The organism is Brevundimonas sp. FV2ps16 (genome assembly GCF_058681075.1).
On record NZ_CM178728.1, the window covers coordinates 2,581,426 to 2,602,856 of the forward strand.

Genomic DNA, 21,431 nt, shown 5'->3' on the forward strand with positions numbered 1-21,431 from the left:
GCTCACCTCATCACCCATTCGTCCCGTGTTAGAATCGGCGACAGGTCTTTAACATCGCAATCACGCCGTTCGGTCCGTCTGAGACCGCCGCGCCCTCAGCCCCGCTTCATGGGCAAGAATAGACTCAAATAGACTCAAATTTTTTCGAGTGGATTGAGTCTATTTCAGTCGGCGTCCGCCGCCGACGGATCGACGGCCCGCGTCACCAGGTCGCGCCAGGTCGGGTCGGTATCATCGACCAGATCGACGTCCTCCATCAGGGCCACCGCCCCCTCCCCGTCCGGCAGGATCAGGCCCAGGATCTCCATCTCTTCGCCATCCGGCCCCAGATGGCTCTCGGCCTGAACCGCGACCGCCGCCTGTTCGCCGTCCTCTTCCCACCAGATCACCGGCTGGGGCAGGTCCATGGCGATGGGGCGCGGATCGTCGGTCTCGCCCAGGGCGAAGACGGCCCGGCGCGCCTGGACGTCGTCCAGCGTCGCCACCGCCCCGACGAAGGGCGTCAACCGGCTCCAGTCGTCGGCGTCGAACCCGCCCCCGTCTTCGCCCAGAAAGCCATCTTCCAGCTCGTCATCCATAGGGCCTACCGCTTGAAAACACTGACAAGTTCGACGTGGGCCGACCACAGAAACTGGTCCACCGGCGTGACCCGCTCCAGCCGGAAGCCGGCGTCGATCAGAACCCGCGCGTCCCGCGCAAAGGTCTGGGGGTTGCACGACACACCGACCACCACCCCGGCCTTGGTCCCGGCGATCTGGGCCGTCTGGTCGATGGCCCCCGCGCGCGGCGGGTCGAACACAATGGCCTCGCACCCCTTCAGGTCATAGGGGGTCAGCGGCCGCCGGAACAGGTCGCGCGCCTCGGCTGTGATCGCCTTCATCCCCTTGGCCGAGCCCACGCCCGCCTTCAGCGCCTCGATCCCCGCCTTGGACGCGTCGGCCGCGATCACCGGCGCCACGGTCGCCAGCGGGAAGGTGAAGGTCCCCGCGCCGCAGAACAGGTCGGCGATCTTCTTGGCCCCCTTCACCGCCGCCACGGCCCGCTCGACCATGGCCGCCTCGGCCTGGGGCACGGCTTGCAGGAAGCCCCCCGCCGGCAGGGGCACGGTGGCGGGGCCGAAGCCGATCTTCGGCTGGCGCGCCATCACCAGGGTGTCGCCGGCCAGGCTCAGCCGCGCCAGATCGGCCCGGTGCGCCGCCGCAATGGCCCGCATCTGGGCGTCGGCCGACAGCCCCCCGCCCGAGCGCCGCTCGACCCCCGTCACATCCACATCCAGCCCCGACAGGGTCCAGGTCACGTGCAGGGTCGGCGCCGACTTCGGATGCTCCAGAAGGGCCGCCGCCACCTCGGTCAGGGCCGGGATGGCGCGGATGATCCGGGGATCGGCCACCGGGCATTCCCGCACCTCGACCAGCCGCCACGACCGCCGCGCCTTGAAGCCCAGCACCACCCGGCCGTCCTGGGTCCGGCGCGCGTGCAGGGCTGCGCGACGCCGCGTCCCGGCCGGGCTCGCCACCGTCGCCTCGATCTCGGTCTCGATCCCCTCGCGCGCCAGGGCCCGCCGCACCTGCTCGCGCTTCCACTCCAGATACGGCTTGTCCGCCCAGTGTTGCAGCGAGCACCCGCCGCAGTCGCCATACTGGGGCGACACTGGCGCGATCCGATCCGCACTGGGGGTCACGATCTCGACCTGCTCCAGTCGCCCGTCGACGACCTCCCCCCGCACCGTCTCCCCCGGCAGGGTCAGGCCCGCGAAGACCGGCCCCTGCGGCGTCTCGGCGACGCCGTCGCCCTGTCCGCCGACGCGGCTGATCGTAAAGGTCTGCATCGCCGGGCTTCTAGCCCCGCCGCCGCCTCACGCCAAGCGGCGCGCTCGGAACAGCCCCACACACCAGCCGGCCTCAACTGGCCTCAAGTAGCGCTAGGCGCGATAGGCCCCCAAGGATGCCGCGAAGCGCGGTAGCCAACAAACGGCCTCAAGTAGCGCGAAGCGCGATAGGCCTACGAAACATGAACGAAGATGAACGACGCGCTAAAAAGCCGTTCAGCTTCGCCCCGATAGACAGGATGCAACAGACAGCCGGTCCACCCGTTCAGCCCTCGTCACTGAACGTCCGACCACAAGGGGTTGAAGATGCGTCTCTCCACCAAGTCCCTCGCCGCCGTCGCGGCCCTGACCCTCGGCGCCGTCGCCGCGCCCATGGCGGCCTCGGCCCAGAGCTACGGCTACAGCCAGAACTACGGCACCGGCGCCTACGCCCCCTCCTATGACTACAACCGTTCTCCGCAGCAGTCCTACGACCCCTGCGCCCGCGAACGCCAGGGCCGCACCGGCGCCGGCGCGGTGATCGGCGGCGGCGCCGGCGCCGTCATCGGCTCGCAACTGGCCGCCCGCGGTCGTCGCACCGAAGGCAGCATCCTGGGCGGCGTCGTCGGCGCGGTCATCGGCTCGCAAGTCGGCCGCTCCAGCTCCGACGCCTGCCGCAGCTACCAGAGCCGCTACGGCTCCAGCGGCTATTACAGCCAGGGTTACGGCCAACAGGGGTATGGGCAACAGGCCTACCGCCAACCCAGCTACAGCTACTATGACGACCGTTACAGCGGCGATCAGGGCCGTCGCTACGACGACCGCCGCGACGACTACGCCTACAACGGCAACGACTATTACGACGACCGTTCCCGCTCGGTCTCGCCCTATCAGAATTCAGACGGATGCCGTTTGGCCGAAAGCCAGATCCGTCTGCCCGATGGTCGCACGGACACCCGCTACGTCCGCACCTGCCCCGACCAGTCCGGCCGCTATCGCGTCGTCGATTAATTTTCAGCCCCCCTGTCGATCGACGACGTGACGGGAGCCGCCGGAGGACTTGTCCTCCGGCGGTTTCTCATTGTTGGGTGGGCTATCGGCCTTCGGCCTACTTGAGCCCGTTTAACCCGGCTTCTTGGCCCACAGCAGGAACTCGATATTGCCGTCGCCGCCGGTGATGGGGCTCTCGGTCGTCGCCTGCACCGCCCAACCCATCGCCTCCAGCCAGTCCCGCACACGTTCGACCGCGGCGGCGTGGGCGCCGGGATCCTTGACGACCCCTTTCTTGCCGCCGCCGGGCCCATCAGCCTCGAACTGCGGCTTGATCAGGGTCACCAGGTCCGCCCCCGCCGCCGCCAGATCCAGCGCGGCGGGCAGCACCTTGATCAGGCTGATGAAACTGGCGTCGCACACGATCAGCGACGGCGCCTCCGGGATCAGTTCCGGCGTCAGGTCGCGCGCGTCCGTCCGCTCCAGATTGACCACCCGCGGATCAGCCGCGATCCGGTCGTGCATCTGACCGAACCCGACATCAACCGCGAACACCTTGGCCGCGCCGCGATCCAGACAGACCTCGGTGAAGCCGCCGGTGGACGCCCCGACGTCCAGCGCCACCCGTCCTTCGACGGCCACGGGCCATACGGTCAGGGCGTGGTCCAGCTTCAGCGCCCCGCGCCCGACCCAGCGGTGGGCGTCGGCATAGCCGATCTCGGCGTTCGCGCCGACGGTCTGGGAGCCGGACTTGGCCGGCGCGCCGTCCACGGTGACGCCGCCGGCCTCGATGGCCGCCTTTGCCCTGGCCCGGCTTTCCGCCAGGCCTCGCGTGACGAGAAGCTGGTCCAGCCTCATCCGATCTCGCTCAGCCGCGCCAGAGCCGCCTGCAGCTTGACCTTACCCGCCTCGGCCTCGGCCAGTTTGGCGCGTTGTTCATCGACCACTTCCGGCGCGGCGCGCGACACGAAGTTCGGATTGCCCAGCTTCTTGTTCACATGGCCGATATCGCTTTCGAAGACGGCGATCTCCTTCTCCAACCGCGCCCGTTCGGCGGTCAGGTCGATGATGCCCGTCAGCGAAAACGCGACCGTCGATCCGCCCGAGACGAAGGTCACGGCCCCGGTCGGCGCGGCGTCCGCCGATCCGACCTCGGACACTCGGCCCAGGGTCAGGATCAGGTCGCGGTGGCGCGCGATCCGCTCGGCGGTGACGGCGTCCGGCGCAACGAAAGCCAGCGGCGGCTTGGCCGCCGGCGGCACGTTCATCTCGGCCCGCAGGCCCCGGATTTCACCGACCAGATCGACCAGCCAGCCGATCTCGGCCTCGGCCGAGGCGTCGATGAAGCCGTCCGGCAGCACCGGCCATTCGGCGCCGATCAGCAGGCTCTCGCGCGCCGGCCCTTCCTTGCCCAGTTCGGCCCACAGCTCCTCGGTGATGAAGGGTATGACCGGGTGCAGCAGTTTCAGCGTCTGGTCCAGGGTCCAGGCCGTCATGGCCCGCGTCTCGGCCTTGGCGGCTTCATCGGCGCCGTTGAACACTGGCTTGGCCAGTTCCAGGTACCAGTCGCAGAAGACGTTCCAGACGAACCGGTACAACGCCCCCGCCGCATCATCGAACCGCCCGCCCTCGATGGCCTCGGACACGGCGCGCTCGGCCTTGGTCAGTTCGCCCCGGATCCAGCGGTTGATCGTCTGTTCGACCGTCGCGGGATCGAAGCCCTCGACGCGCCTCGCCTCGTTCATCTGGCTGAACCGGGCCGCGTTCCACAGCTTGGTGCCGAAGTTGCGATAGCCCTCGATCCGCTGTTTCGACAGCTTGATGTCGCGCGTGCCCGACAGGATCGCCATGGTGAACCGCAGCGGATCGGCGCCCAGCTCGTCGATGATGCTTAAGGGGTCGATGACGTTCCCCTTGGACTTGCTCATCTTCTGGCCCTTCTCGTCGCGGACCAGGCCATTGATGATGACCCGTTTGAACGGGACCTCGCCCATGAAGTGCTGGCCCATCATCATCATCCGGGCGACCCAGAAGAAGATGATGTCCGCCGCCGTGACCAGGTCGCTGGTCGGATAGAACCGCTCTAGATCCTCGGTCTTCTCGGGCCAGCCCATGGTCGAGAACGGCCAAAGAGCCGAGCTGAACCAGGTATCCAGAACGTCCTCGTCCTGGGTCAGGGCGACCTCGGAGTCATAGTCCGCCATCGCCAGTTCGCGGGCGTCTTCCTCCGTCTCGGCGACATAGATTTCGCCGCCCGGTCCGTACCAGGCCGGGATGCGGTGCCCCCACCACAGCTGGCGGCTGATGCACCAGGGCTCGATGTTCCTCAGCCATTCGAAATAGATCTTCTCGTACGACTTCGGCTCGAACACCGTGTCGCCCTGCTCCACCGCCTTCAGCGCGGGCTGGGCCAGGACCTTGGCGTCGACGTACCACTGGTCCGTCAGCCACGGCTCGATGACGACGCCGGAACGGTCGCCGTGCGGGACGACATGCTTGGTCTTCTCGATCTCGCGCAGCCAGCCCTCTTCCTCGGCGCGGGCGACGATGGCCTTGCGCGCGGCGAAGCGGTCAATGCCGACATATTCCGACGGCACGTCCGGCGTATCGACATCGGTGATGCGACCAAAGGCGTCGAGGATGTTCAACGACGGCAGGCCGGCGCGCTTGCCCACGCCGAAGTCGTTGAAGTCGTGCGCCGGGGTGATCTTCACCGCGCCCGAGCCCTTGGTCGGATCGGCGTAGTCGTCGGCGACGATCTGGATGCGACGCCCAACGATGGGCAGGGTCACGAACTTGCCGACCAGCCCCTTGTACCGCTCATCCTCGGGATGAACCGCCACGCCGGTGTCGCCCAGCATGGTCTCGGGCCGGGTGGTGGCGACGACGATGAAGTCGCGCGTCTCCCACTCCGTCGCCTTGCCGGCCTCGTCGAACGCAATGGGGTGTTCGTAGGTCACACCGTCCGCCAGCGGATAGGCGAAATGCCAATAGGCGCCGTCCACCTCGCGCTGCTCGACCTCCAGGTCGGAGATGGCGGTCTGAAAATGCGGGTCCCAGTTCACCAGCCGCTTGTCGCGATAGATCAGGCCTTCCTTGTGCAGTTGCACGAAGACCTTGCGCACGGCGGCATTCAGCCCCTCGTCCAGGGTGAACCGCTCGCGCGACCAGTCGCAGGACGCGCCCAGGCGACGCAGCTGGCGCACGATGGTACCGCCGCTCTCGGCCTTCCATTCCCAGACCTTCTCGATGAAGGCGTCGCGGCCCATGTCGCGGCGACCGACGTTGCCGGCGGCCGCCAGCTGACGCTCGACCACCATCTGGGTGGCGATGCCGGCGTGGTCCGTGCCCGGCAGCCACAGCACCGCCTTGCCCTTCATCCGATGATAGCGGGCCAGGATGTCCTGAAGCGTATTGTTCAGCGCATGGCCGATGTGCAGGCTGCCCGTCACGTTCGGCGGCGGAATGACGATCGAATAGGCGTCGGCGGCGCCGTCCGTGGCCGCAGCGGCGCGCGGCGCGAACAGGCCGCTCTCTTCCCACTGGGCGTACAGGCGGGGTTCGGCGGCCTGGGGTTCGAAGGTCTTCTCGAGCATGGGTCTTCTTTGATCGTTGTCGTGTGGCCGGGGGACGGCCTGGAATGACAAAGGGCGGCCCCCGCAGGAGCCGCCCTTCGATAGTCTGCGGTGAAGCGAAGGGCTAGGCGCTGCGCGCGATGCGTTCGACTTCCTTTTGTACCGCCGCCTGAACGATGCCGGGCAAATTATTGTCCAGCCAGTCCTTCAGCAGCGGACGCAGCATCTCGGCGACCATGGCCTCGACGGTGTTGCCGCTGACGAACGGCATGTCGCCCGACGCCGGAGCCTCCGGCTTCTTGAACGACGCGGCCAGGCCTGCAAAGGCCGAGGCCGCGCTGGCGGCGGCGCTTTCGCCGACCAGCGAATCATAGGCCGGCTCGGGCGCCGAGGCGGCGGCTTCGACGGGCTCGGGCTCGGGCTCGGGTTCGGGCTCGGGCGCTGTCTCAACGATGTCGAGATCGCCGATGGTCTCTGACGACGCCGCCTCTTCCGCCGGCGCCTCGTACAGCTCAGTCAGTTCGAGCACGTCTTCCTCGACGGCTTCCGGCTCAGCCTCGGGCTCAGCCGGGGCCTCAAAGATGGTCTCAGGGGCGGCCGGTTCAGGCTCCGGCTCCGGGGCCGGCTCAGGCTCCGGCGTCGGGGCGGCGGCTGCCGGGGGCGTCTCCGCCGGCGCGTCGTCTTCGGAGATGATCCGGCGAATCGACGCCAGGATCTCCTCCATGGTGGGTTCCTGGGCGGACTGATCGGACATGACTAACCTGGGAGAGGCCTGGGATGAAACGGGGGCGTCGAGGGGACCCCCGACACTATTCACGGGTTGGGGCTGGAAAAATCAAGCCTTTCCGGCCCCGGTTAGTGTCGTCGCATCAACGCCCGCCAGAATCAACGGGCGTTTTGGACCACGCCTCCCGACTGAAGTCAGGCGCCGGGCGCGGTCCGGATGACGTCGGTCTTCAGCTGGGTGTCGATCGGCGCATCAGGCGCGTCGTCGGCGTCGACGACGGGCGGCGAGGCGACGCGGTCCAGGGTCTCGATCACACCGTCCCACGGCAGGCCGCCGCGATTGCGGACGCGGTCGTAGTTGGCCTTGGCGTCATAGACGGCGAGGTTGGCGTTCAGGCTCGGCCCTTCCAGTTGCCCCATGGCCGACAGCAGCGAGGCGCGGGCCACATATTCGGCGGCGCGGGCCGTCGCCAGCGAGGTCTGCGAGGCCCGCAGGGTCACTTCCTGGTTCAGCACGTCCAGGGTGGTGCGCAGGCCGACCTGGGCCTCCTGCCGCACGCCCTCGGCGGCGACCGATGCGGCGCGCACCGCTTCTTCGCCGGCCGCGACGTTCGCGCGGGTCGACAAGACCTGGGCATAGGCCGAACTGACGTTCTGCAACACCGTGCGGCGCTCGCCCTCGACGGCGATCTGGGCGGCGTTGGCCTGCTCCAGCGCCTGGGCCACACGTGACCGGTTCAGGCCGCCGGTGAACAGGGGCACTGACAGGGTGGCGCCGGCGGTGAAGCTGCGGCGATCCGCCAGCTCGTCCAGATTCCCCAGATCGGTCGCCGTGCCGCCGTATGAAGCCGTGGCGCGCACCGACGGCAGATATTCGGCCCGCGCGGCCGCGACGGCGGCTTCCGCCGCCTGTAGCGAATAGGTGGCCGACAGCACGCCCGGATTACGCGCCAGGGCGATCTCCATGGCGGCGTCGAAATCGGTGGGAACGATCGGCAGAACCGGCGTGGTCTCCAGATCGCTGGGCGACTGGCCCACCACGGCGGCATAGGCGGCGCGGCTGGTCGACAGCTGGGCCTGAGCATTGGCCAGGTCGGCTTCGGACTGGGCCAGCGAGGCCTCGGCCTGGGCCACGTCGGTCCGGGTGATTTCGCCGACCTCGAATCGGGCGCTGGTCTCATCCAGCTGGCGTTGCAGCACGGCGAGGTTTTCCTGGCGAATGCGCAGGATTTCCATGTCGCGGGTGACGTTCACATAGGCCTGGATCACCGACAGCATGACCGACTGTTCGATCTCGCGCAGGTTTTCACGCCCGGCCATGACCCGCGCCCTGGCCTGGTCGATCGCCAACGAGGTGCGGCCTGCGGTCCAGATCGTCTGGGACAGGCTGACGCCGACATTAGCGCCGTCGCTCTCGGACGACGAACTGGACACCTGGGTGTCCGCCACGCCGTCGCCGTTCGTGTCCACGAACTGGGTCAGCATCGGGAAATCGCTGCGGGTGTAATCCACCCCGGCCGAGGCGCTCAGCGTCGGGCGCAGGCCCGAGCGGGCCTGGACCACGGTTTCATCCAGAGCGCGCTGATTCGCCCGCTGGGCCAGGAGGCTGGGGTTGGTCTGATAGGCCAGGGCGATCGCTTCCTGCAGGGTCTCGGCCCAGGCGGGCGCCCCCAGACCCGTCACAAGAGCCACCACAGCGGCCGAAGCCAGCACACGCGAGCGTTTCAACATTGTCCGTCCTTGCCTGACGCCCCCGGGAGCGCCCGAATGTCATCAAGCGTAACTGCGGCCTCAGTCGACCTGACGCCAGTTAAGTTTTTTTCACGCTTCCCGCGAACGCCACGGCCTACGTCAGAATGCGAATGTAAGCGCCGGCGTCAGTTCCGCGAGAAGCGCCGGCGACGAATCGAACAGTTCGCGACGCGACAGGCCTTCGCGCCCCTTCACATAGATGGCCGCCTTGCCGATGGCGCCGCGACGTTCGACCAGGACCATACGCCCGCCCGTCCGCAGGGCCTTGCCCCAAGCCTCGGGCAGAGCCGCCACGCCGCCCTCGCAGACGATCAGATCCCAGCCGTCGCCCGCCGGGGCGTCCAGGGGCGCGACCGACGTGGCGACGCCCTCTTCGGCCAGGGCCTCGCCCACCACCTCGAACACGGCCGGATCGGCCTCCTGCGCCGTGACCGTCAGTCCCATGCGGGCCAGAACAGCGGCGGCGTAGGGGGCGGCGATGGCCAGGGCCTTCTCGCCTTCGCGTGCATCCGCCGCCTGCAGCAGCTTGGACAGGTCGCGCGCCGGCATCAGCCTGCGGTCGCCCGCGATCTCGACCGCCGCGTCCGAATAGGCGGCGAAGACCCGCTCTGGGGCGCAATAGCGCTCGCGGGCGACGTCCATCATGGCCATGTGGATTTCATGACTGGTGACGTCGTTCACGCGGACCTGCGAGTCGACCATGGCCTTGCGCTCGGCGGTGAAATCCATCTTTGGGCAGCTTTCAATCGATAGTCGGGAGAGGAAATCTCGCGCGCTTATAGTTCCGTGCGTTGCAGCGGACAATCCGATCTGATAGCGAACGCCCCTCGCGATGACCGCCCCCGAGAAATCGGGACAAAAGCGGCCTGATGGCGGAGTGGTGACGCAGAGGACTGCAAATCCTTGCACCCGGGTTCGATTCCCGGTCAGGCCTCCATCGCGACAATAGAACAAGAGGCGCGGATCCCAGGATCCGCGCCTCTTTTCGTTTCAGCGCTCGCCGATCAGCTGACCGGGGCGGTGATCCAGCCGATCACCCCTGCCGCGCCCAGCCCGGCGGCGGCGACCGCGACAAAGATCGCAGCCCGGACGTTTCGGCTCAGAAAATACAGAATGTTCATTACGCGCCCCCACACCAATGGGACCCATGGCGTCACAGTTTCGGCCGCGCGACAAGGTGTACAGATCCTTAACGCGTCACATCCTGGTGAGCGGCGGGCCTAGGCTGCGGCTGTGGCGCTGGTCACATGGTGCAGAGCCAGGGCGCTGGCGACGGCGACGTTCAGCGAATCGAAGCCGCCCGCCATGGGCACGCCGACGGCGCGGCACCGTTCGATCACCGCCCGCGGCAGGCCCGGCCCCTCCGAACCGACCATCAGGGCGACCGGCCCCTGTCGCCGATAATCCGCCAGTCTTTCAGTCGCCGAGGGCGTCAGGGCCACCACCTCCACCCCCCGCGCCTGCATCGCCGCAACCAGGGCCTCCGCGGAATCGGAAACCGACGACGGCGTCCTCAACACCGCCCCGACCGAAACCCGGATGGATTTGCGATAGAAGGGATCGCAGCAAGACTGGTCCAGCAAGACGGCGCGCGCGCCGAACGCCGCCGCATTGCGGAACAGACCGCCCATATTGTCGTGATTGCCTATGCCGCTGGCGATCACGAAGACGTCGTCGTCCGCCACCGTCTCCAGCACATCCGACAACGGCGGAGCGACCGGCTTCTCGCCCAGGGCCAGAATGCCCCGGTGCAGGGGAAAGCCGGCGATCCGGTCCAGAACCGCCTGACCGGCGACATAGACGGGCGTCGCATCCGCAAGCGCCTCGATCACGTCCGCCAGCGCCTCCGCCCGTTTCTCGGCCAGCAGCAGGGCCCGCGGCGGGCACAGCGACGCCGCCGACGCCAGCACCCGCACCACCACCTCCCCTTCGGCGATGAACAGGCCTTCGCGGCCCGTCAGGTCGCGTTCGCGGATATCGCGAAAGCCGGAGATCCGGGGGTCTTCAGGGTCATTGATAGAGATCGTGCGCATTCGTCGTTTTTCCCATTGCACGAATCGAATGGCCGCTGCTATAGGCCCGCCTCCCGAGCAGTTCCGCGGTAGCTCAGTGGTAGAGCAGCCGACTGTTAATCGGCTGGTCGTAGGTTCGAATCCTACCCGCGGAGCCACTCGGGGCAGAACAGCGTTGCGATACGACGCGTTCTGGCGGGCTTTGTCCCAGACCCAGATTTCCCCAAATTTCCAGTTCGCAATCCGACGAGATTTTTGTTCGGGTGCGGTGATTTCGGGCTCGACGGGGAAGCGTCGCAGCAGCTTTGCTATGGCGGTTGGACGAAAAAACCTCGTCCAATCAAACTTGGCCTTAGGAACGAACACGGTCGACGGTCCCTTTTTTGGTGGCACCCTGAAAGGAACGCCACCATGTTAAGAGCCGCACTCGCCCTCTCGGCGACCGCCGCCCTCCTGACCGCCTGCGGAAACGGGGAACAGACCGACGCCACCGTCGAGGGGCCCGCCGTGTCTTCTGCTGAATCGCCCATGAACCCCGCCGTCGATACGCAGGACACGACGGGCGAGACCGCCCTCACGCCGGGCGCCAACTCCTTCACCGAAGGCCAGGCCCGCGAAGCGATCGAGAAGCAGGGCTATGTCGTCTCCGGCGCTCTGACCCAGGACGACCAAGGCGTCTGGAAAGCCCAGGCCGCGCGCGCCGGCGGTGAAACCACGACTGTCTCGGTCGATTACAAGGGCGTCGTGACGCCTCAATAGGCCTCGGCCTCCTCACCCTTCCTCATAATTCTCAAGGAGCCCATCATGGCGACCGTCACTCGGCTGTTCGACAGCCACACCGAAGCCCTCGACGCCGTTTCGAAACTCGAAGCTTCGGGCGTTTCCCACGACAAGATCAGCATCGTCTCCAACAATACCGAAAACTGGCACAGCGGCTCCGGCGACCATAAGGCCGGGCCCCTGGGCGACCGGAACGGCGACGGTGAAAACGACGTGGCTGACGGCGCCGGCAAGGGCGCAGCCACCGGCGGCGTGCTCGGCGCCGGCGCCGGCGTGCTCGCTGGCCTCGGCATGCTCGCCATTCCCGGCCTTGGTCCTGTGGTGGCGGCGGGCTGGCTAGCTTCGACAGCGGTCGGTGCAGCCGTCGGCGCCGCAGCCGGCGGCGCGACCGGCGGCATGCTCGGCGCCTTGAAGGAAGCCGGTCACAGCGAGGAAGAGGCGCACGTCTATTCCGAAGGCGTGCGTCGCGGCGGAACCCTCGTCAGCGTCAAGGCGGACGGAGACGAAGCCGATCAGATCCAGGCGATACTCGACGGCAGCCGCGGCTACGACGCGACCACCCGGGGCGAAGCCTACCGTCAAACGGGCTGGTCCCGTTTCGACGCCGAGGCCCAACCCTATACCGCCGCCCAGATCAACGAGGAACGCGCCCGGTATCGCTAGGCTTTCGTACGATCCTAAGTCCCTCGTAAGAAACAACGACCCGGCGTTTCAGCGTTGGGTCGTTGCAGTTCGTCGGCGACGGCCGCCTCAACGCCGCGCAGGGCCTGCGAGGCTCACGCGTCCCAGCCGCCCCCGGCCGCCCCTAGCCGCCCAGACGCGCCGCCGGGAACAGGCCGACGTCCAGCAGTCGGTGCAGCGCGTCCACGTGTCCGTCGCGCGCCGCAGCCGGCTCCGGATCCGAAGTCATTACCACGGTCAGGTTCAGCTCCGGGGTCACGAAGATCATCTGGCCGCCGTAGCCCCAGGCGAAGAAGACGTCGTGGGCGCCGCTCCGCCGAATCCACCAGCCGTATCCGTATGGATTTCCGCTCCAGCGCGAGGTTCCCCGGCCGCGCCATGAGGTCTCGACCCACCCCTCCGGCAAAACCCGGGCGCCGTCGTGGAGACCGTCATTGCGATAGAGTTCGCCGAACGCCAGCAGGGCGCGCGGCGACAACCGCATGTCGTTGCCCCCGAAATATATCCCCTGCGGGTCGGCGGGCCAGGACGGAATCTCGATATCGAGGGCCTCGCCCAGCGTCTCGCGCGCCAGGGCGAGGGTCGACATGTCGGCGGCCCGCGTGAGCACGGCCGACAGCAGGTGCGAGGTCCCGGTCGAATAGATCATGCGACCGCCCGGCTCGGCCTCGAACGGCTGGGCCAGGGCGTATCTCACCCAGTTCGAACTGGAGACCCAGGCGCCGTAGTTGGCGCCCGAGGTCGATCCCAGCCCCGCCTGCATCGACAGCAGGTGGCCCACGGTCAATGTCGCCAGCCTGGGATCCGGATCGGCGGGAAACCGGTCGCCGAGGAAGGGCGCGATCCGCTGGTCGGGCCCGGTCAAAATGCCCCGGCCGATCGCCATGCCCGTCATCCCCGCCAGAACGGACTTGGATGCGGACTTGATGTTGACCGGCGTGTCGAGACCCGGCCCGCGAAACACCCGCTCCGCCCGGACTACGCCGTCGCGCGCTACGATGACGGCGTGGAGTTTCGGCAGGCTTGCCGCCATTTCCAGCGTCTGGGCCAGGAGCGCCGGATCGAGGCCCGTCGTTGGCGGCGACGAGGCCACGGCCGGCAATGCGTCGCCGCAGGCGGCGAGACCGGTCGCGCCCAGGCCTGCGGTCAGAAGTTCGCGCCGGATCAACGGGCTCGCCTCTTGTGTCGGAACCGATCCATCAGGTCTCCTGCAGCCCGGGCGCGCCTTGATCGCCGCCCCCTGAACCAAGCCCCGCAACCGCCTTTCGGTTCACGGCGGGAGCCGGACCGAGACGCCGTGACGCAGTCGAGGCTCAGTTGCGCGGGCTGGGGGTCATCCGCGACCGACACCTCGGCCGGTTGGCTCCACATCGAGCCCGAGAGGCCATCGACGGCATAGCCGATCGGCGACTGTGGGCCCGCGGAAAGAGCAGCAACGGCCTGAGCACGATATCGTCTCCAACAGCCGGCGCCCCCCTCACCCCAATTGCAAAGGGGCCGCCCGAAAGCGACCCCTTCAATCAACCGTCTTCTTTGAGGAAGATGGTCGGAGCGACAGGATTCGAACCTGCGACCCCTTGACCCCCAGTCAAGTGCGCTACCAGGCTGCGCCACGCTCCGAAGGCGCTCCCTATAGACGGGGCGACCGTTGTCCGCAAACGCTAAAACGACTTTTCCACTGACCGCGACAGCACGGCGTCCAGACGCGCCTTCGCCTGCTCCAGATCGGCCAGAACCCCCAGCAAATCCGCATGTTCGGCGCGGCCGGACGTGGGCGCCGGTTTCCCGACGGCGGCGAAATTATCTCCGTCCTCGATCAGGGCGGCCGCCTCGGCGCCGACCAGCTTCTTCAACCCCTGCTCCTTGTGCAGGCGCTGGACGCCGCGGATCGTCAGGCCGTCGTCATGCAACAGCCGCCGCACGGCCTTCAGCACGGCGATGTCCTGGGATCGATAGAAGCGCCGTCCGCCCGCCCGTTTTACAGGCGCCACGAAGGTGAACTTGGTCTCCCAGAACCGCAGCACATGCTGCGGCGCCCCGACCTCCTCGGCCGCCTCGGAAATGGTGCGGAAGGCGTCGGCGCTCTTGGCCAAGCGAATCAGGCCTCGACGACGGCGTCGTGAACCCGGCTCTTCATGATCTGAGAGGCCCGGAAACTGATGACGCGGCGGGGATTGATCGCCGCCGGTTCACCGGTCTTGGGGTTGCGGCCCATGCGGGCGCGTTTCTCGCGGACCTGAAAGACGCCGAAGCCGGACAGCTTGACCGTGTCGCCCTGCTCCAGGGCGTCCACGATCAGTTCCAGGGTCCGTTCAACCAGGGCCGAACACTCCTGCCGGGACAGGCCGACCTCCTCATGCACGGCTTCGCAGAGATCGGCGCGCGTTACGGTCTGTTGGCCTGACATCATATCCCCGGCTTGGTTCGGTCCGTTGCGCCTATAGGCGCGCAAAGTCTGCGGAAAATCAATGCCTATGGGCTTAACCTAGAGTCGCAACGCGCAGGCGCCCCAGGTCAGCCCCCCGCCCATGGCCTCCAGCAGGACCATGTCGCCCTTCTTGATCCGTCCGTCCTGGATCGCCGCATCCAGCGCCAGGGGGATGGAGGCGGCCGAGGTGTTGGCGTGCATCGCCACGGTCGAGATAACCTTGTTCTCGTCCAGACCCAGCCGGTCGCCGACCCCCTTGATGATCCGCTGATTGGCCTGATGCGGCACGAACCAGTCGACGTCGGCGATCTCGATGTCGGCGGCGGCGCAGGCGGCGGTGATGCCTTCGGCGATGTTCACCACGGCATGACGGAAGACCTGGTTCCCGGCCATGCGCAGATGACCCACGGTGCCGGTCGTGGCCGGGCCGCCGTCCACGTAAAGAAGATCGGTCTTGGACCCGTCGGCGCGCAGGGCGAAGCCCAGCATGCCCTGGTCAGCCGAGGTCCCCTGCCCCTCGCGCGGCTCCAGCACCACGGCGCCGGCGCCGTCGCCGAACAGGACGCAGGTGGTCCGGTCGGTCCAGTCCATCAGCCGCGTCATTTCCTCGGCGCCGATCACCACGGCGCATTTGGACAGGCCGCGCGCCACGAAACCGTCGGCCACGCTCAAGGCGTAGACGAAGCCCGAACAGACGGCCTGGACGTCGAAGGCGATGCCCACCCCCGCGCCCAGCTTATGCTGAACGATCGAGGCGACGGCCGGGAAGGTCATGTCGGGCGTGGTGGTGGCGACGATGATCAGATCGACGTCCGCCGCCGTCTTGCCCGCGTCGGCCAGGGCCTTCTTGGCGGCTTCCACGGCCAGGTCGCTGGTCGGCTGATCGTCGCGCGCCTTATGGCGCTGCTTGATGCCGGTGCGTTCCTGGATCCATTCGTCGGAGGTGTCGACGAACTTGGCAAGGTCGGCGTTGGTGACGATCTGCTCCGGCAGATAGGAGCCGACGCCGGTCACGGCGCTGCGGGTGACGCTCACTGAAGGGGTTCTCCGGCGGGGGCGGCGGGCGGGCTGGAATGGTCGAACACGGCGTCCAGCTTGCCCAGATTGGCGCCCACCTTGGTCATATAGTCGCTGCGGGCCAGATCGACCGCGATACGGATCGCATTGCCGAACCCCTTCGCGTCGGCGCCGCCGTGGCTCTTCACCACAATGCCGTTCAGTCCCAGCAGCGGGCCGCCGTTGATCGTGCTGGGGTCGATCTTCTCGCGCATCTTCTTCAGGGCCGGCATGGCGATGGCGGCGCCCAGCTTGGACTGCAGGTTCGAGGTCAGGGCCTCACGCAGCAGGGCCGAGATATAGCGCGCCGTGCCCTCGGCCGTCTTCAGGGCGATATTGCCGGTGAAGCCGTCGGTCACGACCACGTCCACCGTGCCCTTGGCGATGTCGTCGCCCTCGACGAAGCCGTGATAATTCAGATCGAACGGCCCGTCGCGCAGGATAGCGTGCGCCTCCTTGACCTGCTCGTTGCCCTTCATGTCTTCCGAACCGACGTTTAGCAGACCGATCGTAGGCCGGGCGATGCCGCGCACCGCCGACTGGAAGGCCTCGCCCATGATGGCGAATTCGACCAGTTGTTCGGCGTCGCTGCCGATATTGGCGCCAACGTCCAGCACTGCCGTATGGCCCTTGAAGGTCGGCCAGCTGGCGACGATGGCCGGCCGCTCCAGCCCCGGCGCGGACATGCGCAGAATCAGTTTGGAGATCGCCATCAAGGCGCCGGTGTTGCCGGCCGAGACCACGCCGCCCGCCTCGCCCGTCTTCACCGCCTCGACGGCGTTCCACAGGCTGGAGCCCTTGCCCCGGCGCATGGCCTGGGCGGGCTTCTCATCCATGGCCACGACCTTGTCGGTGTGGCGAATCTCGGCGACCGCATCCGACAGGTCGGCGCGCGCCAACTCAGGACGAATCTGGGCTTCGTCGCCGTGCAGCAGGAAGCGAACCCCCTCCCCGCCATGGGTGCGGACATAGCTGCGGATGCCGGGGACGACGACGGATGGCCCGTGATCGCCGCCCATGGCGTCAAGCGAGATCGTAACTGGGGCTGGCAAATGGACCTCGAATAGCCGCGTCGTCTTGTCGCGCGACGCTGTATATAGGGCGCTGGACGATAGCGCCGAAGCCGGGGGATGCAACCACCCGGCCCTTACGTCAACCTCAGCCTTGGTCGTCCTGGGGCTTCAAGGCCTTCAGGGCGGCGAAGGGCGAGATTTCGGCGGGCTCTTCCGGTTGCACGAACTCCGCGCCCGGCTTGCGCGGGAACGGGTCCAGCGACAGCACCAGTTGCTCGACGGCGTATTGACCCAGGTCGATCTTGCCGTCCTCGATCAGGTCGGCGTCTTCCTCGTCAAGCGTCACCTCGATTTCGTCGGTCTCCTGCGGCGCGGCCTCGACCAGCTGGATGGAGAATCGGCGGTCCACATCGACCGGCAGCGGCTCCAGCGTCAGGCCGCAGGTCTGGACCGCATGGGCCGAGACCCGGCCCTTCATCGTCCACTCGCTGGTCGACGGCGTCGGCTTGACCTCGATCTCGACGACGAAGTCCTCCAGCCCCTGCAAATCCAGGGCGCGGGCGATTCGCTTGCGCGTATCCGCGTCCGGCTCCAGCCGCCGGCTCAGCCCGGCGCCGATCTGATTGACCCGCACCGTCTCGCTGTAGGGAAGGTTCACGCTCATCGTCTCAAACATCCGTCCAGGCTGGCTTCGCCAGCACTTCGTTGAATTTCTGCGCCGCCAGGCCGGCCCGCGCGGCCAGCGCATAGGCCGCCAGATCGGCCGCCCGTTCCGCCCCCGCCTCGGCATAGACATTGCGCGCCAAGGCCTCGGTCAGGGCCGTCGCGTCGTCGTCGCGCAACGGCGTCTCATAGGCGTTCATCCGCCCGTACAGGGCCTCGCCCAGCTTGCGCATCTTCTTGCCGACCGAGACGTCGCCCACGCCCTCTTCCCGCAGCGCATGATCGAGGGCCGAGACATAGACGTCGAACAGGGCCTGGGCCGCATCCCGCCCCGCCTCGGTGTTCTCATCACGCAATCGCAGCACCAGCAACAGCACGTGCAGCGTATAGAGCTCGAACCGCGCGTCGATCCGATCGGCCACGCCCAGACGCGTGTAGAATCCGACATTCCGCGCCTGTTCCACCGCCAGGGCGTACAGGGCGTCGCCGATACGGACGCCGGGCCGGGGTTTGAACAGGTTTTTCAGCATGGTTTTATACGGCCCCTTTTCCGCCGCGCCGTTGAACTAGGACGCAGGTCCGTCTAGGTCAAAGACCTTGTTCTCTCGCAGGCGCCCGATCATGTCTCGTTTCGTCCCGCTTTTCGTCGCCGTTTCCCTGGCCGGCCTGTCCGCCGCCTGCGCCCCGACGATCGGCTCCAACGGCTTCCAGGCCATCGACGCCAAGCCCCAGGACATCGTCGCGGGCACCGACACCAAGGAAACCGTCCTGGCCCGCCTCGGTTCGCCCTCGACCACCTCGACCTTCGAACCGGATCAGGTCTGGTACTACATCAGCCAGACGACCGAGAAATACACCTACAACCGCCCGGTCATCTCCAGCCGCACCATCACCGAAGTCACCTTCGAGCCGAACGGCGACAAGGTCTCCGGCGTCCGCACCCTGGGCCTGACCGATGGCGAGCAGATCGCCATGAACCGGACCGAAACCCCGACCCGAGGCCGCGCCCTGACCGTGCTGGAACAGCTGCTGGGCAACGTCGGCCGCGGCCAGCTGCCGCGCACCGAGGACGACACCCCCGGCCAGCGCCGCCCGGACTAAGTTCCGCCCCATCGCCAAAGAAAAACGCCCCGGAGATCGCTCTCCGGGGCGTCTTCGTATGGGTCAGCCGATATTCCCGCTCGCCAGCACCGCCAGCAGCAGCAGGGCCACGATATTGGTGATCTTGATCATCGGATTCACCGCCGGACCGCTGGTGTCCTTGTAGGGATCTCCCACCGTATCGCCGGTCACAGCGGCCTTGTGCGCCTCCGAGCCCTTGCCGTGGACCACGCCGTTCTTGTCGGTGAAACCTTCCTCGATCACCTTCTTGGCGTTGTCCCAGGCGCCGCCGCCCGAGGTCATCGACACAGCCACGAACAGACCGGTGACGATAACCCCCATCAGCATGGCGCCCAGCGAGGCGAAGGCGTTGGCCTTGTCCGAAATCGCCAGCACCGCGACGAACAGCATGATGGGCGACAGCACCGGCAACAGCGACGGCACGATCATCTCGCGAATCGCCGCCTTGGTCAGGATGTCGACCGCCCGGCCGTACTCCGGCTTGACCTGATAGGTCATGATGCCGGGGTTCTCACGGAACTGCCGCCGCACCTCGGCCACCACGGCCTCGGCCGCGCGCCCGACCGCCATCATCGACATGCCGCCGAACAGGAAGGGCAGCAGCCCCCCGAACAGCAGTCCCACGACCACATAGGGGTTGGTCAGGTCAAAGGCGATCGGCCCCATGTCGGCGAAGAAGGGATAGTCCGCCGGATTGGCCGAGAAATACTGCAGGTCCGACGTATAGGCTGCGAACAGCACCAGGGCCCCCAGGCCCGCCGAACCGATGGCGTAGCCCTTGGTCACGGCCTTGGTCGTATTGCCCACCGCATCCAGCGCATCGGTCGAATGCCGCACCTCGCTGGGCAGGCCCGCCATTTCGGCGATCCCCCCGGCGTTATCCGTCACCGGCCCGAAGGCGTCCAGCGCCACGATCATCCCCGCCACGCCCAGCATGGTGGTGGTGGCGATGGCGATGCCGAACAGGCCCGCCAGCTGGAAGCTGGCCACGATGCCGACGATGATGGTCAAGGCCGGAAGCGCCGTGGCCTCCAGCGACACCGCCAGCCCCTGGATCACATTGGTTCCGTGCCCGGACACCGAGGCGTTGGCCACCGACTGCACCGGCCGGAAGTTCGACCCCGTGTAGTATTCCGTCACCACCACAATGGCCGCCGTCACCGCCAGCCCGACCATGCCGGACCAGAACAGGGCCATCGGCTGGATCGTCAGGCCGCTCCCGGTCACGATCGGTCCCGTCACCATCTGGTCGATCACCCACCAGACCGCGCCGATGGACAGCACCCCGGTGACGATCAGCCCCTGATATAGGGCGCCCATGATGTTCTGGCTCTTGCCCAGCCGCACGAAGAAGCTGCCGATGATCGAAGTCACGATACAGACCGCGCAGATCGCCAGCGGCAGGACCATCAGCGTGTCCACATAGGGCTGACCGCGGAAGAAGATGGCCGCCAGCACCATGGTCGCCACCGTCGTCACCGCATAGGTTTCGAACAGATCGGCCGCCATCCCGGCGCAGTCGCCGACATTGTCGCCGACATTGTCGGCGATGGTCGCGGCGTTGCGGGGATCGTCCTCGGGAATGCCCGCTTCGACCTTGCCCACCATGTCGCCGCCCACGTCGGCGCCCTTGGTGAATATCCCGCCGCCCAGTCGCGCGAAGATCGAGATCAGCGAGGCCCCGAAGCCCAGGGCCACCAGGCCGTCGATCACTTCGCGCCCGACCGGGTCCAGCCCCATGTGGTGCGTCAGCACGATATAATAGCCCGACACCCCGATCAGGGCCCCGCCCGCCACGAACATGCCGGTGATCGCCCCCGACCGGAAGGCCAGGTTCAAACCCTTGGACAGGCTTTCGGACGCCGCCTGCGCCGTACGCACATTGGCCCGCACCGAAATCAGCATGCCGGCGTAACCAGCCGCGCCCGACAGGACGGCCCCGATCACGAAACCGACCGCCGCATAGACGCCGATCAGGAAATAGGCGGCGATCAGGATCACGATCCCGACCAGGCCGATGGTCAGATATTGCCGCTTCAGATAGGCCGAGGCGCCTTCCTGGATGGCGGCTGCGATCTCTCGCATCTTGTCGTTACCGGTGCTCGCCTTCATCAGCACGGCGGTCTGGGCGGCGCCGTACAGCACCGCCAGAACACCGGCCGCAAAGACCAGCGTAAGATAGATCGTCATTGGCGTTTCCATGCCCTTGCAACAAGCGCGCAGGCCTGGCGCGACGGGCGGGCGTTATCGCCTCTGTCCGACGACCGGTCCCCCCGAGCGCGGCGGACGCGTCAGTGCGTCCCGTGGGATTTGCAAGGTCAGCGTGTCATGGGCGCCGCGTTGACGCAACCGTGATCGATCAGGCGGCTCAGCGCGCTGCGATCATGCCCGCCCGACGCCGCGGGGCCTGGCTCAAAACTTCGACCCGCGTCACCGAGCCCTGCCCCGAAATCGTCCTAGCCGCCGCGATCAGGGCCGCCGACAGCCGCCCCTCGTCCAGACGGGTCCAGTCGCCGGGCACGGTGAAGGGCGCGCGATGGGCGGCCCTGACCAGGGCGTCGCGGAAGAAGGCCTCCTTGGCCTGCATCTGCTCCAGGGTCTTGCCGGCGCCGAGGTAAAGCTTCAGCGACACAAAGACATAGTTGCGAATTCGCCCGTCCGCGATTACCGGCAGGCCGAGACCGGGCAGGCCCAGAGACGGCGCCTCGGCAGGCGTTTTGCTGGACGACGCCCCGGCCGCAGCGGGCGTCGCGACCGCCGTGGCGACAGCGCCGGCCAAGGCCACAGTTGCGGATGTGATCAGGCTTCTACGATCCATGACCACCA

At 67.4% G+C, this 21,431-nt stretch carries 21 protein-coding genes and 3 tRNA genes; 6 read left to right on the forward strand and 18 right to left on the reverse strand.

Annotation, left to right across the window (positions count from 1 at the left end):
• Window positions 1–164 precede the first annotated feature (164 nt).
• Window positions 165–578: a hypothetical protein gene (locus ACW170_RS12460; RefSeq protein WP_492086979.1), complete on the reverse strand. Its 414-nt coding sequence runs from the start codon at window positions 576–578 to the stop codon at window positions 165–167.
• A gap of 5 nt (window positions 579–583) precedes the next feature.
• Window positions 584–1,828 carry a class I SAM-dependent RNA methyltransferase gene (locus tag ACW170_RS12465; RefSeq protein WP_492086980.1) on the reverse strand — a complete coding sequence of 415 codons (1,245 nt, stop codon included), beginning with the start codon at window positions 1,826–1,828 and terminating at the stop codon, window positions 584–586.
• 306 nt (window positions 1,829–2,134) lie between these two features.
• Between ACW170_RS12465 and ACW170_RS12470 the strand changes: the two genes are divergently transcribed.
• The gene (locus tag ACW170_RS12470; RefSeq protein ID WP_492086981.1) at window positions 2,135–2,818 is read left to right on the forward strand and encodes a YMGG-like glycine zipper-containing protein; all 684 of its coding nucleotides are present in this window, start codon (window positions 2,135–2,137) and stop codon (window positions 2,816–2,818) included.
• Between the two features lie 111 nt (window positions 2,819–2,929).
• On the opposite strand, the gene ACW170_RS12475 is transcribed toward ACW170_RS12470, so the two are convergent.
• The 5 genes from ACW170_RS12475 to ACW170_RS12495 all read right to left on the reverse strand — a co-directional run bounded on the left by ACW170_RS12475 (window position 2,930) and on the right by ACW170_RS12495 (window position 9,579).
• Complete coding sequence (locus ACW170_RS12475; RefSeq protein WP_492086982.1) at window positions 2,930–3,655, reverse strand: TlyA family RNA methyltransferase; 726 nt, start codon at window positions 3,653–3,655, stop codon at window positions 2,930–2,932.
• Window positions 3,652–6,393: a valine--tRNA ligase gene (locus tag ACW170_RS12480; protein WP_492086983.1), complete on the reverse strand. Its 2,742-nt coding sequence runs from the start codon at window positions 6,391–6,393 to the stop codon at window positions 3,652–3,654. The genes ACW170_RS12475 and ACW170_RS12480 overlap by 4 nt, the downstream gene beginning before the upstream one ends.
• Before the next feature lie 103 nt (window positions 6,394–6,496).
• Complete coding sequence (locus tag ACW170_RS12485) at window positions 6,497–7,126, reverse strand: DUF2497 domain-containing protein (protein ID WP_492086984.1); 630 nt, start codon at window positions 7,124–7,126, stop codon at window positions 6,497–6,499.
• 167 nt (window positions 7,127–7,293) lie between these two features.
• Window positions 7,294–8,829, reverse strand: coding sequence for a TolC family outer membrane protein (locus tag ACW170_RS12490; protein ID WP_492086985.1), 1,536 nt, complete (start codon window positions 8,827–8,829; stop codon window positions 7,294–7,296).
• Between the two features lie 120 nt (window positions 8,830–8,949).
• Entirely contained in the window at window positions 8,950–9,579 is a 630-nt protein-coding gene (locus ACW170_RS12495) for a protein-L-isoaspartate O-methyltransferase family protein (RefSeq protein WP_492086986.1), read from the reverse strand.
• A gap of 134 nt (window positions 9,580–9,713) precedes the next feature.
• On the opposite strand from ACW170_RS12495, the gene ACW170_RS12500 reads away from it, so the two are divergent.
• Window positions 9,714–9,787: transfer RNA gene (locus tag ACW170_RS12500), tRNA-Cys, on the forward strand.
• 283 nt (window positions 9,788–10,070) lie between these two features.
• On the opposite strand, the gene ACW170_RS12505 is transcribed toward ACW170_RS12500, so the two are convergent.
• On the reverse strand, window positions 10,071–10,883 hold the full coding sequence (locus tag ACW170_RS12505; protein ID WP_492086987.1) for a TrmH family RNA methyltransferase: 813 nt from the start codon (window positions 10,881–10,883) through the stop codon (window positions 10,071–10,073).
• Between the two features lie 62 nt (window positions 10,884–10,945).
• Here ACW170_RS12505 and ACW170_RS12510 point away from each other — a divergent pair.
• The 3 genes from ACW170_RS12510 (at window position 10,946) to ACW170_RS12520 (ending at window position 12,305) form a co-directional block, all read left to right on the forward strand.
• A tRNA-Asn gene (locus ACW170_RS12510) sits at window positions 10,946–11,020 on the forward strand.
• A gap of 253 nt (window positions 11,021–11,273) precedes the next feature.
• Entirely contained in the window at window positions 11,274–11,621 is a 348-nt protein-coding gene (locus ACW170_RS12515; protein ID WP_492086988.1) for a hypothetical protein, read from the forward strand.
• A gap of 45 nt (window positions 11,622–11,666) precedes the next feature.
• Entirely contained in the window at window positions 11,667–12,305 is a 639-nt protein-coding gene (locus ACW170_RS12520; protein WP_492086989.1) for a hypothetical protein, read from the forward strand.
• 142 nt (window positions 12,306–12,447) lie between these two features.
• Here ACW170_RS12520 and ACW170_RS12525 read toward each other — a convergent pair whose 3' ends face one another.
• From ACW170_RS12525 to ACW170_RS12560, 8 genes are all read right to left on the reverse strand, one after another.
• On the reverse strand, window positions 12,448–13,491 hold the full coding sequence (locus tag ACW170_RS12525) for a serine hydrolase domain-containing protein (protein WP_492086990.1): 1,044 nt from the start codon (window positions 13,489–13,491) through the stop codon (window positions 12,448–12,450).
• Window positions 13,492–13,866: 375 nt separating this feature from the next.
• Window positions 13,867–13,943, reverse strand: a tRNA-Pro gene (locus tag ACW170_RS12530).
• A 41-nt stretch (window positions 13,944–13,984) separates the two neighbouring features.
• Entirely contained in the window at window positions 13,985–14,416 is a 432-nt protein-coding gene (locus ACW170_RS12535) for a MerR family transcriptional regulator (protein WP_492086991.1), read from the reverse strand.
• A 5-nt stretch (window positions 14,417–14,421) separates the two neighbouring features.
• Window positions 14,422–14,730 carry an integration host factor subunit alpha gene (locus ACW170_RS12540; protein ID WP_492089176.1) on the reverse strand — a complete coding sequence of 103 codons (309 nt, stop codon included), beginning with the start codon at window positions 14,728–14,730 and terminating at the stop codon, window positions 14,422–14,424.
• Between the two features lie 78 nt (window positions 14,731–14,808).
• Window positions 14,809–15,786, reverse strand: coding sequence for a beta-ketoacyl-ACP synthase III (locus ACW170_RS12545; RefSeq protein ID WP_492086992.1), 978 nt, complete (start codon window positions 15,784–15,786; stop codon window positions 14,809–14,811).
• Entirely contained in the window at window positions 15,783–16,826 is a 1,044-nt protein-coding gene (plsX, locus tag ACW170_RS12550) for a phosphate acyltransferase PlsX (RefSeq protein ID WP_492089177.1), read from the reverse strand. Before plsX ends, ACW170_RS12545 begins: the two co-directional genes overlap by 4 nt.
• 139 nt (window positions 16,827–16,965) lie before the next feature.
• The gene (locus ACW170_RS12555; protein ID WP_492086993.1) at window positions 16,966–17,484 is read right to left on the reverse strand and encodes a YceD family protein; all 519 of its coding nucleotides are present in this window, start codon (window positions 17,482–17,484) and stop codon (window positions 16,966–16,968) included.
• A 4-nt stretch (window positions 17,485–17,488) separates the two neighbouring features.
• The gene (locus tag ACW170_RS12560) at window positions 17,489–18,013 is read right to left on the reverse strand and encodes a ubiquinol-cytochrome C chaperone family protein (RefSeq protein ID WP_492086994.1); all 525 of its coding nucleotides are present in this window, start codon (window positions 18,011–18,013) and stop codon (window positions 17,489–17,491) included.
• A gap of 91 nt (window positions 18,014–18,104) precedes the next feature.
• On the opposite strand from ACW170_RS12560, the gene ACW170_RS12565 reads away from it, so the two are divergent.
• Window positions 18,105–18,584, forward strand: a complete 480-nt coding sequence (locus ACW170_RS12565) for an outer membrane protein assembly factor BamE (RefSeq protein WP_492086995.1) — start codon at window positions 18,105–18,107, stop codon at window positions 18,582–18,584.
• Between the two features lie 63 nt (window positions 18,585–18,647).
• On the opposite strand, the gene ACW170_RS12570 is transcribed toward ACW170_RS12565, so the two are convergent.
• On the reverse strand, window positions 18,648–20,795 hold the full coding sequence (locus tag ACW170_RS12570; protein WP_492086996.1) for a sodium-translocating pyrophosphatase: 2,148 nt from the start codon (window positions 20,793–20,795) through the stop codon (window positions 18,648–18,650).
• Between the two features lie 178 nt (window positions 20,796–20,973).
• Window positions 20,974–21,423, reverse strand: a complete 450-nt coding sequence (locus ACW170_RS12575; RefSeq protein WP_492086997.1) for a hypothetical protein — start codon at window positions 21,421–21,423, stop codon at window positions 20,974–20,976.
• Window positions 21,424–21,431 lie beyond the last annotated feature (8 nt).

What these genes read in the sequence shown, in the direction of transcription:
- ACW170_RS12460 (WP_492086979.1), bottom strand. Translation starts at nt 578, where the DNA reads ATGGATGACGAGCTGGAAGATGGCTTTCTGGGCGAAGACGGGGGCGGG.
- ACW170_RS12465 (WP_492086980.1), bottom strand. Translation starts at nt 1,828, where the DNA reads ATGCAGACCTTTACGATCAGCCGCGTCGGCGGACAGGGCGACGGCGTC.
- ACW170_RS12470 (WP_492086981.1), top strand. Translation starts at nt 2,135, where the DNA reads ATGCGTCTCTCCACCAAGTCCCTCGCCGCCGTCGCGGCCCTGACCCTC.
- ACW170_RS12475 (WP_492086982.1), bottom strand. Translation starts at nt 3,655, where the DNA reads ATGAGGCTGGACCAGCTTCTCGTCACGCGAGGCCTGGCGGAAAGCCGG.
- ACW170_RS12480 (WP_492086983.1), bottom strand. Translation starts at nt 6,393, where the DNA reads ATGCTCGAGAAGACCTTCGAACCCCAGGCCGCCGAACCCCGCCTGTAC.
- ACW170_RS12485 (WP_492086984.1), bottom strand. Translation starts at nt 7,126, where the DNA reads ATGTCCGATCAGTCCGCCCAGGAACCCACCATGGAGGAGATCCTGGCG.
- ACW170_RS12490 (WP_492086985.1), bottom strand. Translation starts at nt 8,829, where the DNA reads ATGTTGAAACGCTCGCGTGTGCTGGCTTCGGCCGCTGTGGTGGCTCTT.
- ACW170_RS12495 (WP_492086986.1), bottom strand. Translation starts at nt 9,579, where the DNA reads ATGGATTTCACCGCCGAGCGCAAGGCCATGGTCGACTCGCAGGTCCGC.
- ACW170_RS12505 (WP_492086987.1), bottom strand. Translation starts at nt 10,883, where the DNA reads ATGCGCACGATCTCTATCAATGACCCTGAAGACCCCCGGATCTCCGGC.
- ACW170_RS12515 (WP_492086988.1), top strand. Translation starts at nt 11,274, where the DNA reads ATGTTAAGAGCCGCACTCGCCCTCTCGGCGACCGCCGCCCTCCTGACC.
- ACW170_RS12520 (WP_492086989.1), top strand. Translation starts at nt 11,667, where the DNA reads ATGGCGACCGTCACTCGGCTGTTCGACAGCCACACCGAAGCCCTCGAC.
- ACW170_RS12540 (WP_492089176.1), bottom strand. Translation starts at nt 14,730, where the DNA reads ATGTCAGGCCAACAGACCGTAACGCGCGCCGATCTCTGCGAAGCCGTG.
- plsX (WP_492089177.1), bottom strand. Translation starts at nt 16,826, where the DNA reads ATGGGCGGCGATCACGGGCCATCCGTCGTCGTCCCCGGCATCCGCAGC.
- ACW170_RS12555 (WP_492086993.1), bottom strand. Translation starts at nt 17,484, where the DNA reads ATGAGCGTGAACCTTCCCTACAGCGAGACGGTGCGGGTCAATCAGATC.
- ACW170_RS12560 (WP_492086994.1), bottom strand. Translation starts at nt 18,013, where the DNA reads ATGCTGAAAAACCTGTTCAAACCCCGGCCCGGCGTCCGTATCGGCGAC.
- ACW170_RS12565 (WP_492086995.1), top strand. Translation starts at nt 18,105, where the DNA reads ATGTCTCGTTTCGTCCCGCTTTTCGTCGCCGTTTCCCTGGCCGGCCTG.
- ACW170_RS12570 (WP_492086996.1), bottom strand. Translation starts at nt 20,795, where the DNA reads ATGACGATCTATCTTACGCTGGTCTTTGCGGCCGGTGTTCTGGCGGTG.
- ACW170_RS12575 (WP_492086997.1), bottom strand. Translation starts at nt 21,423, where the DNA reads ATGGATCGTAGAAGCCTGATCACATCCGCAACTGTGGCCTTGGCCGGC.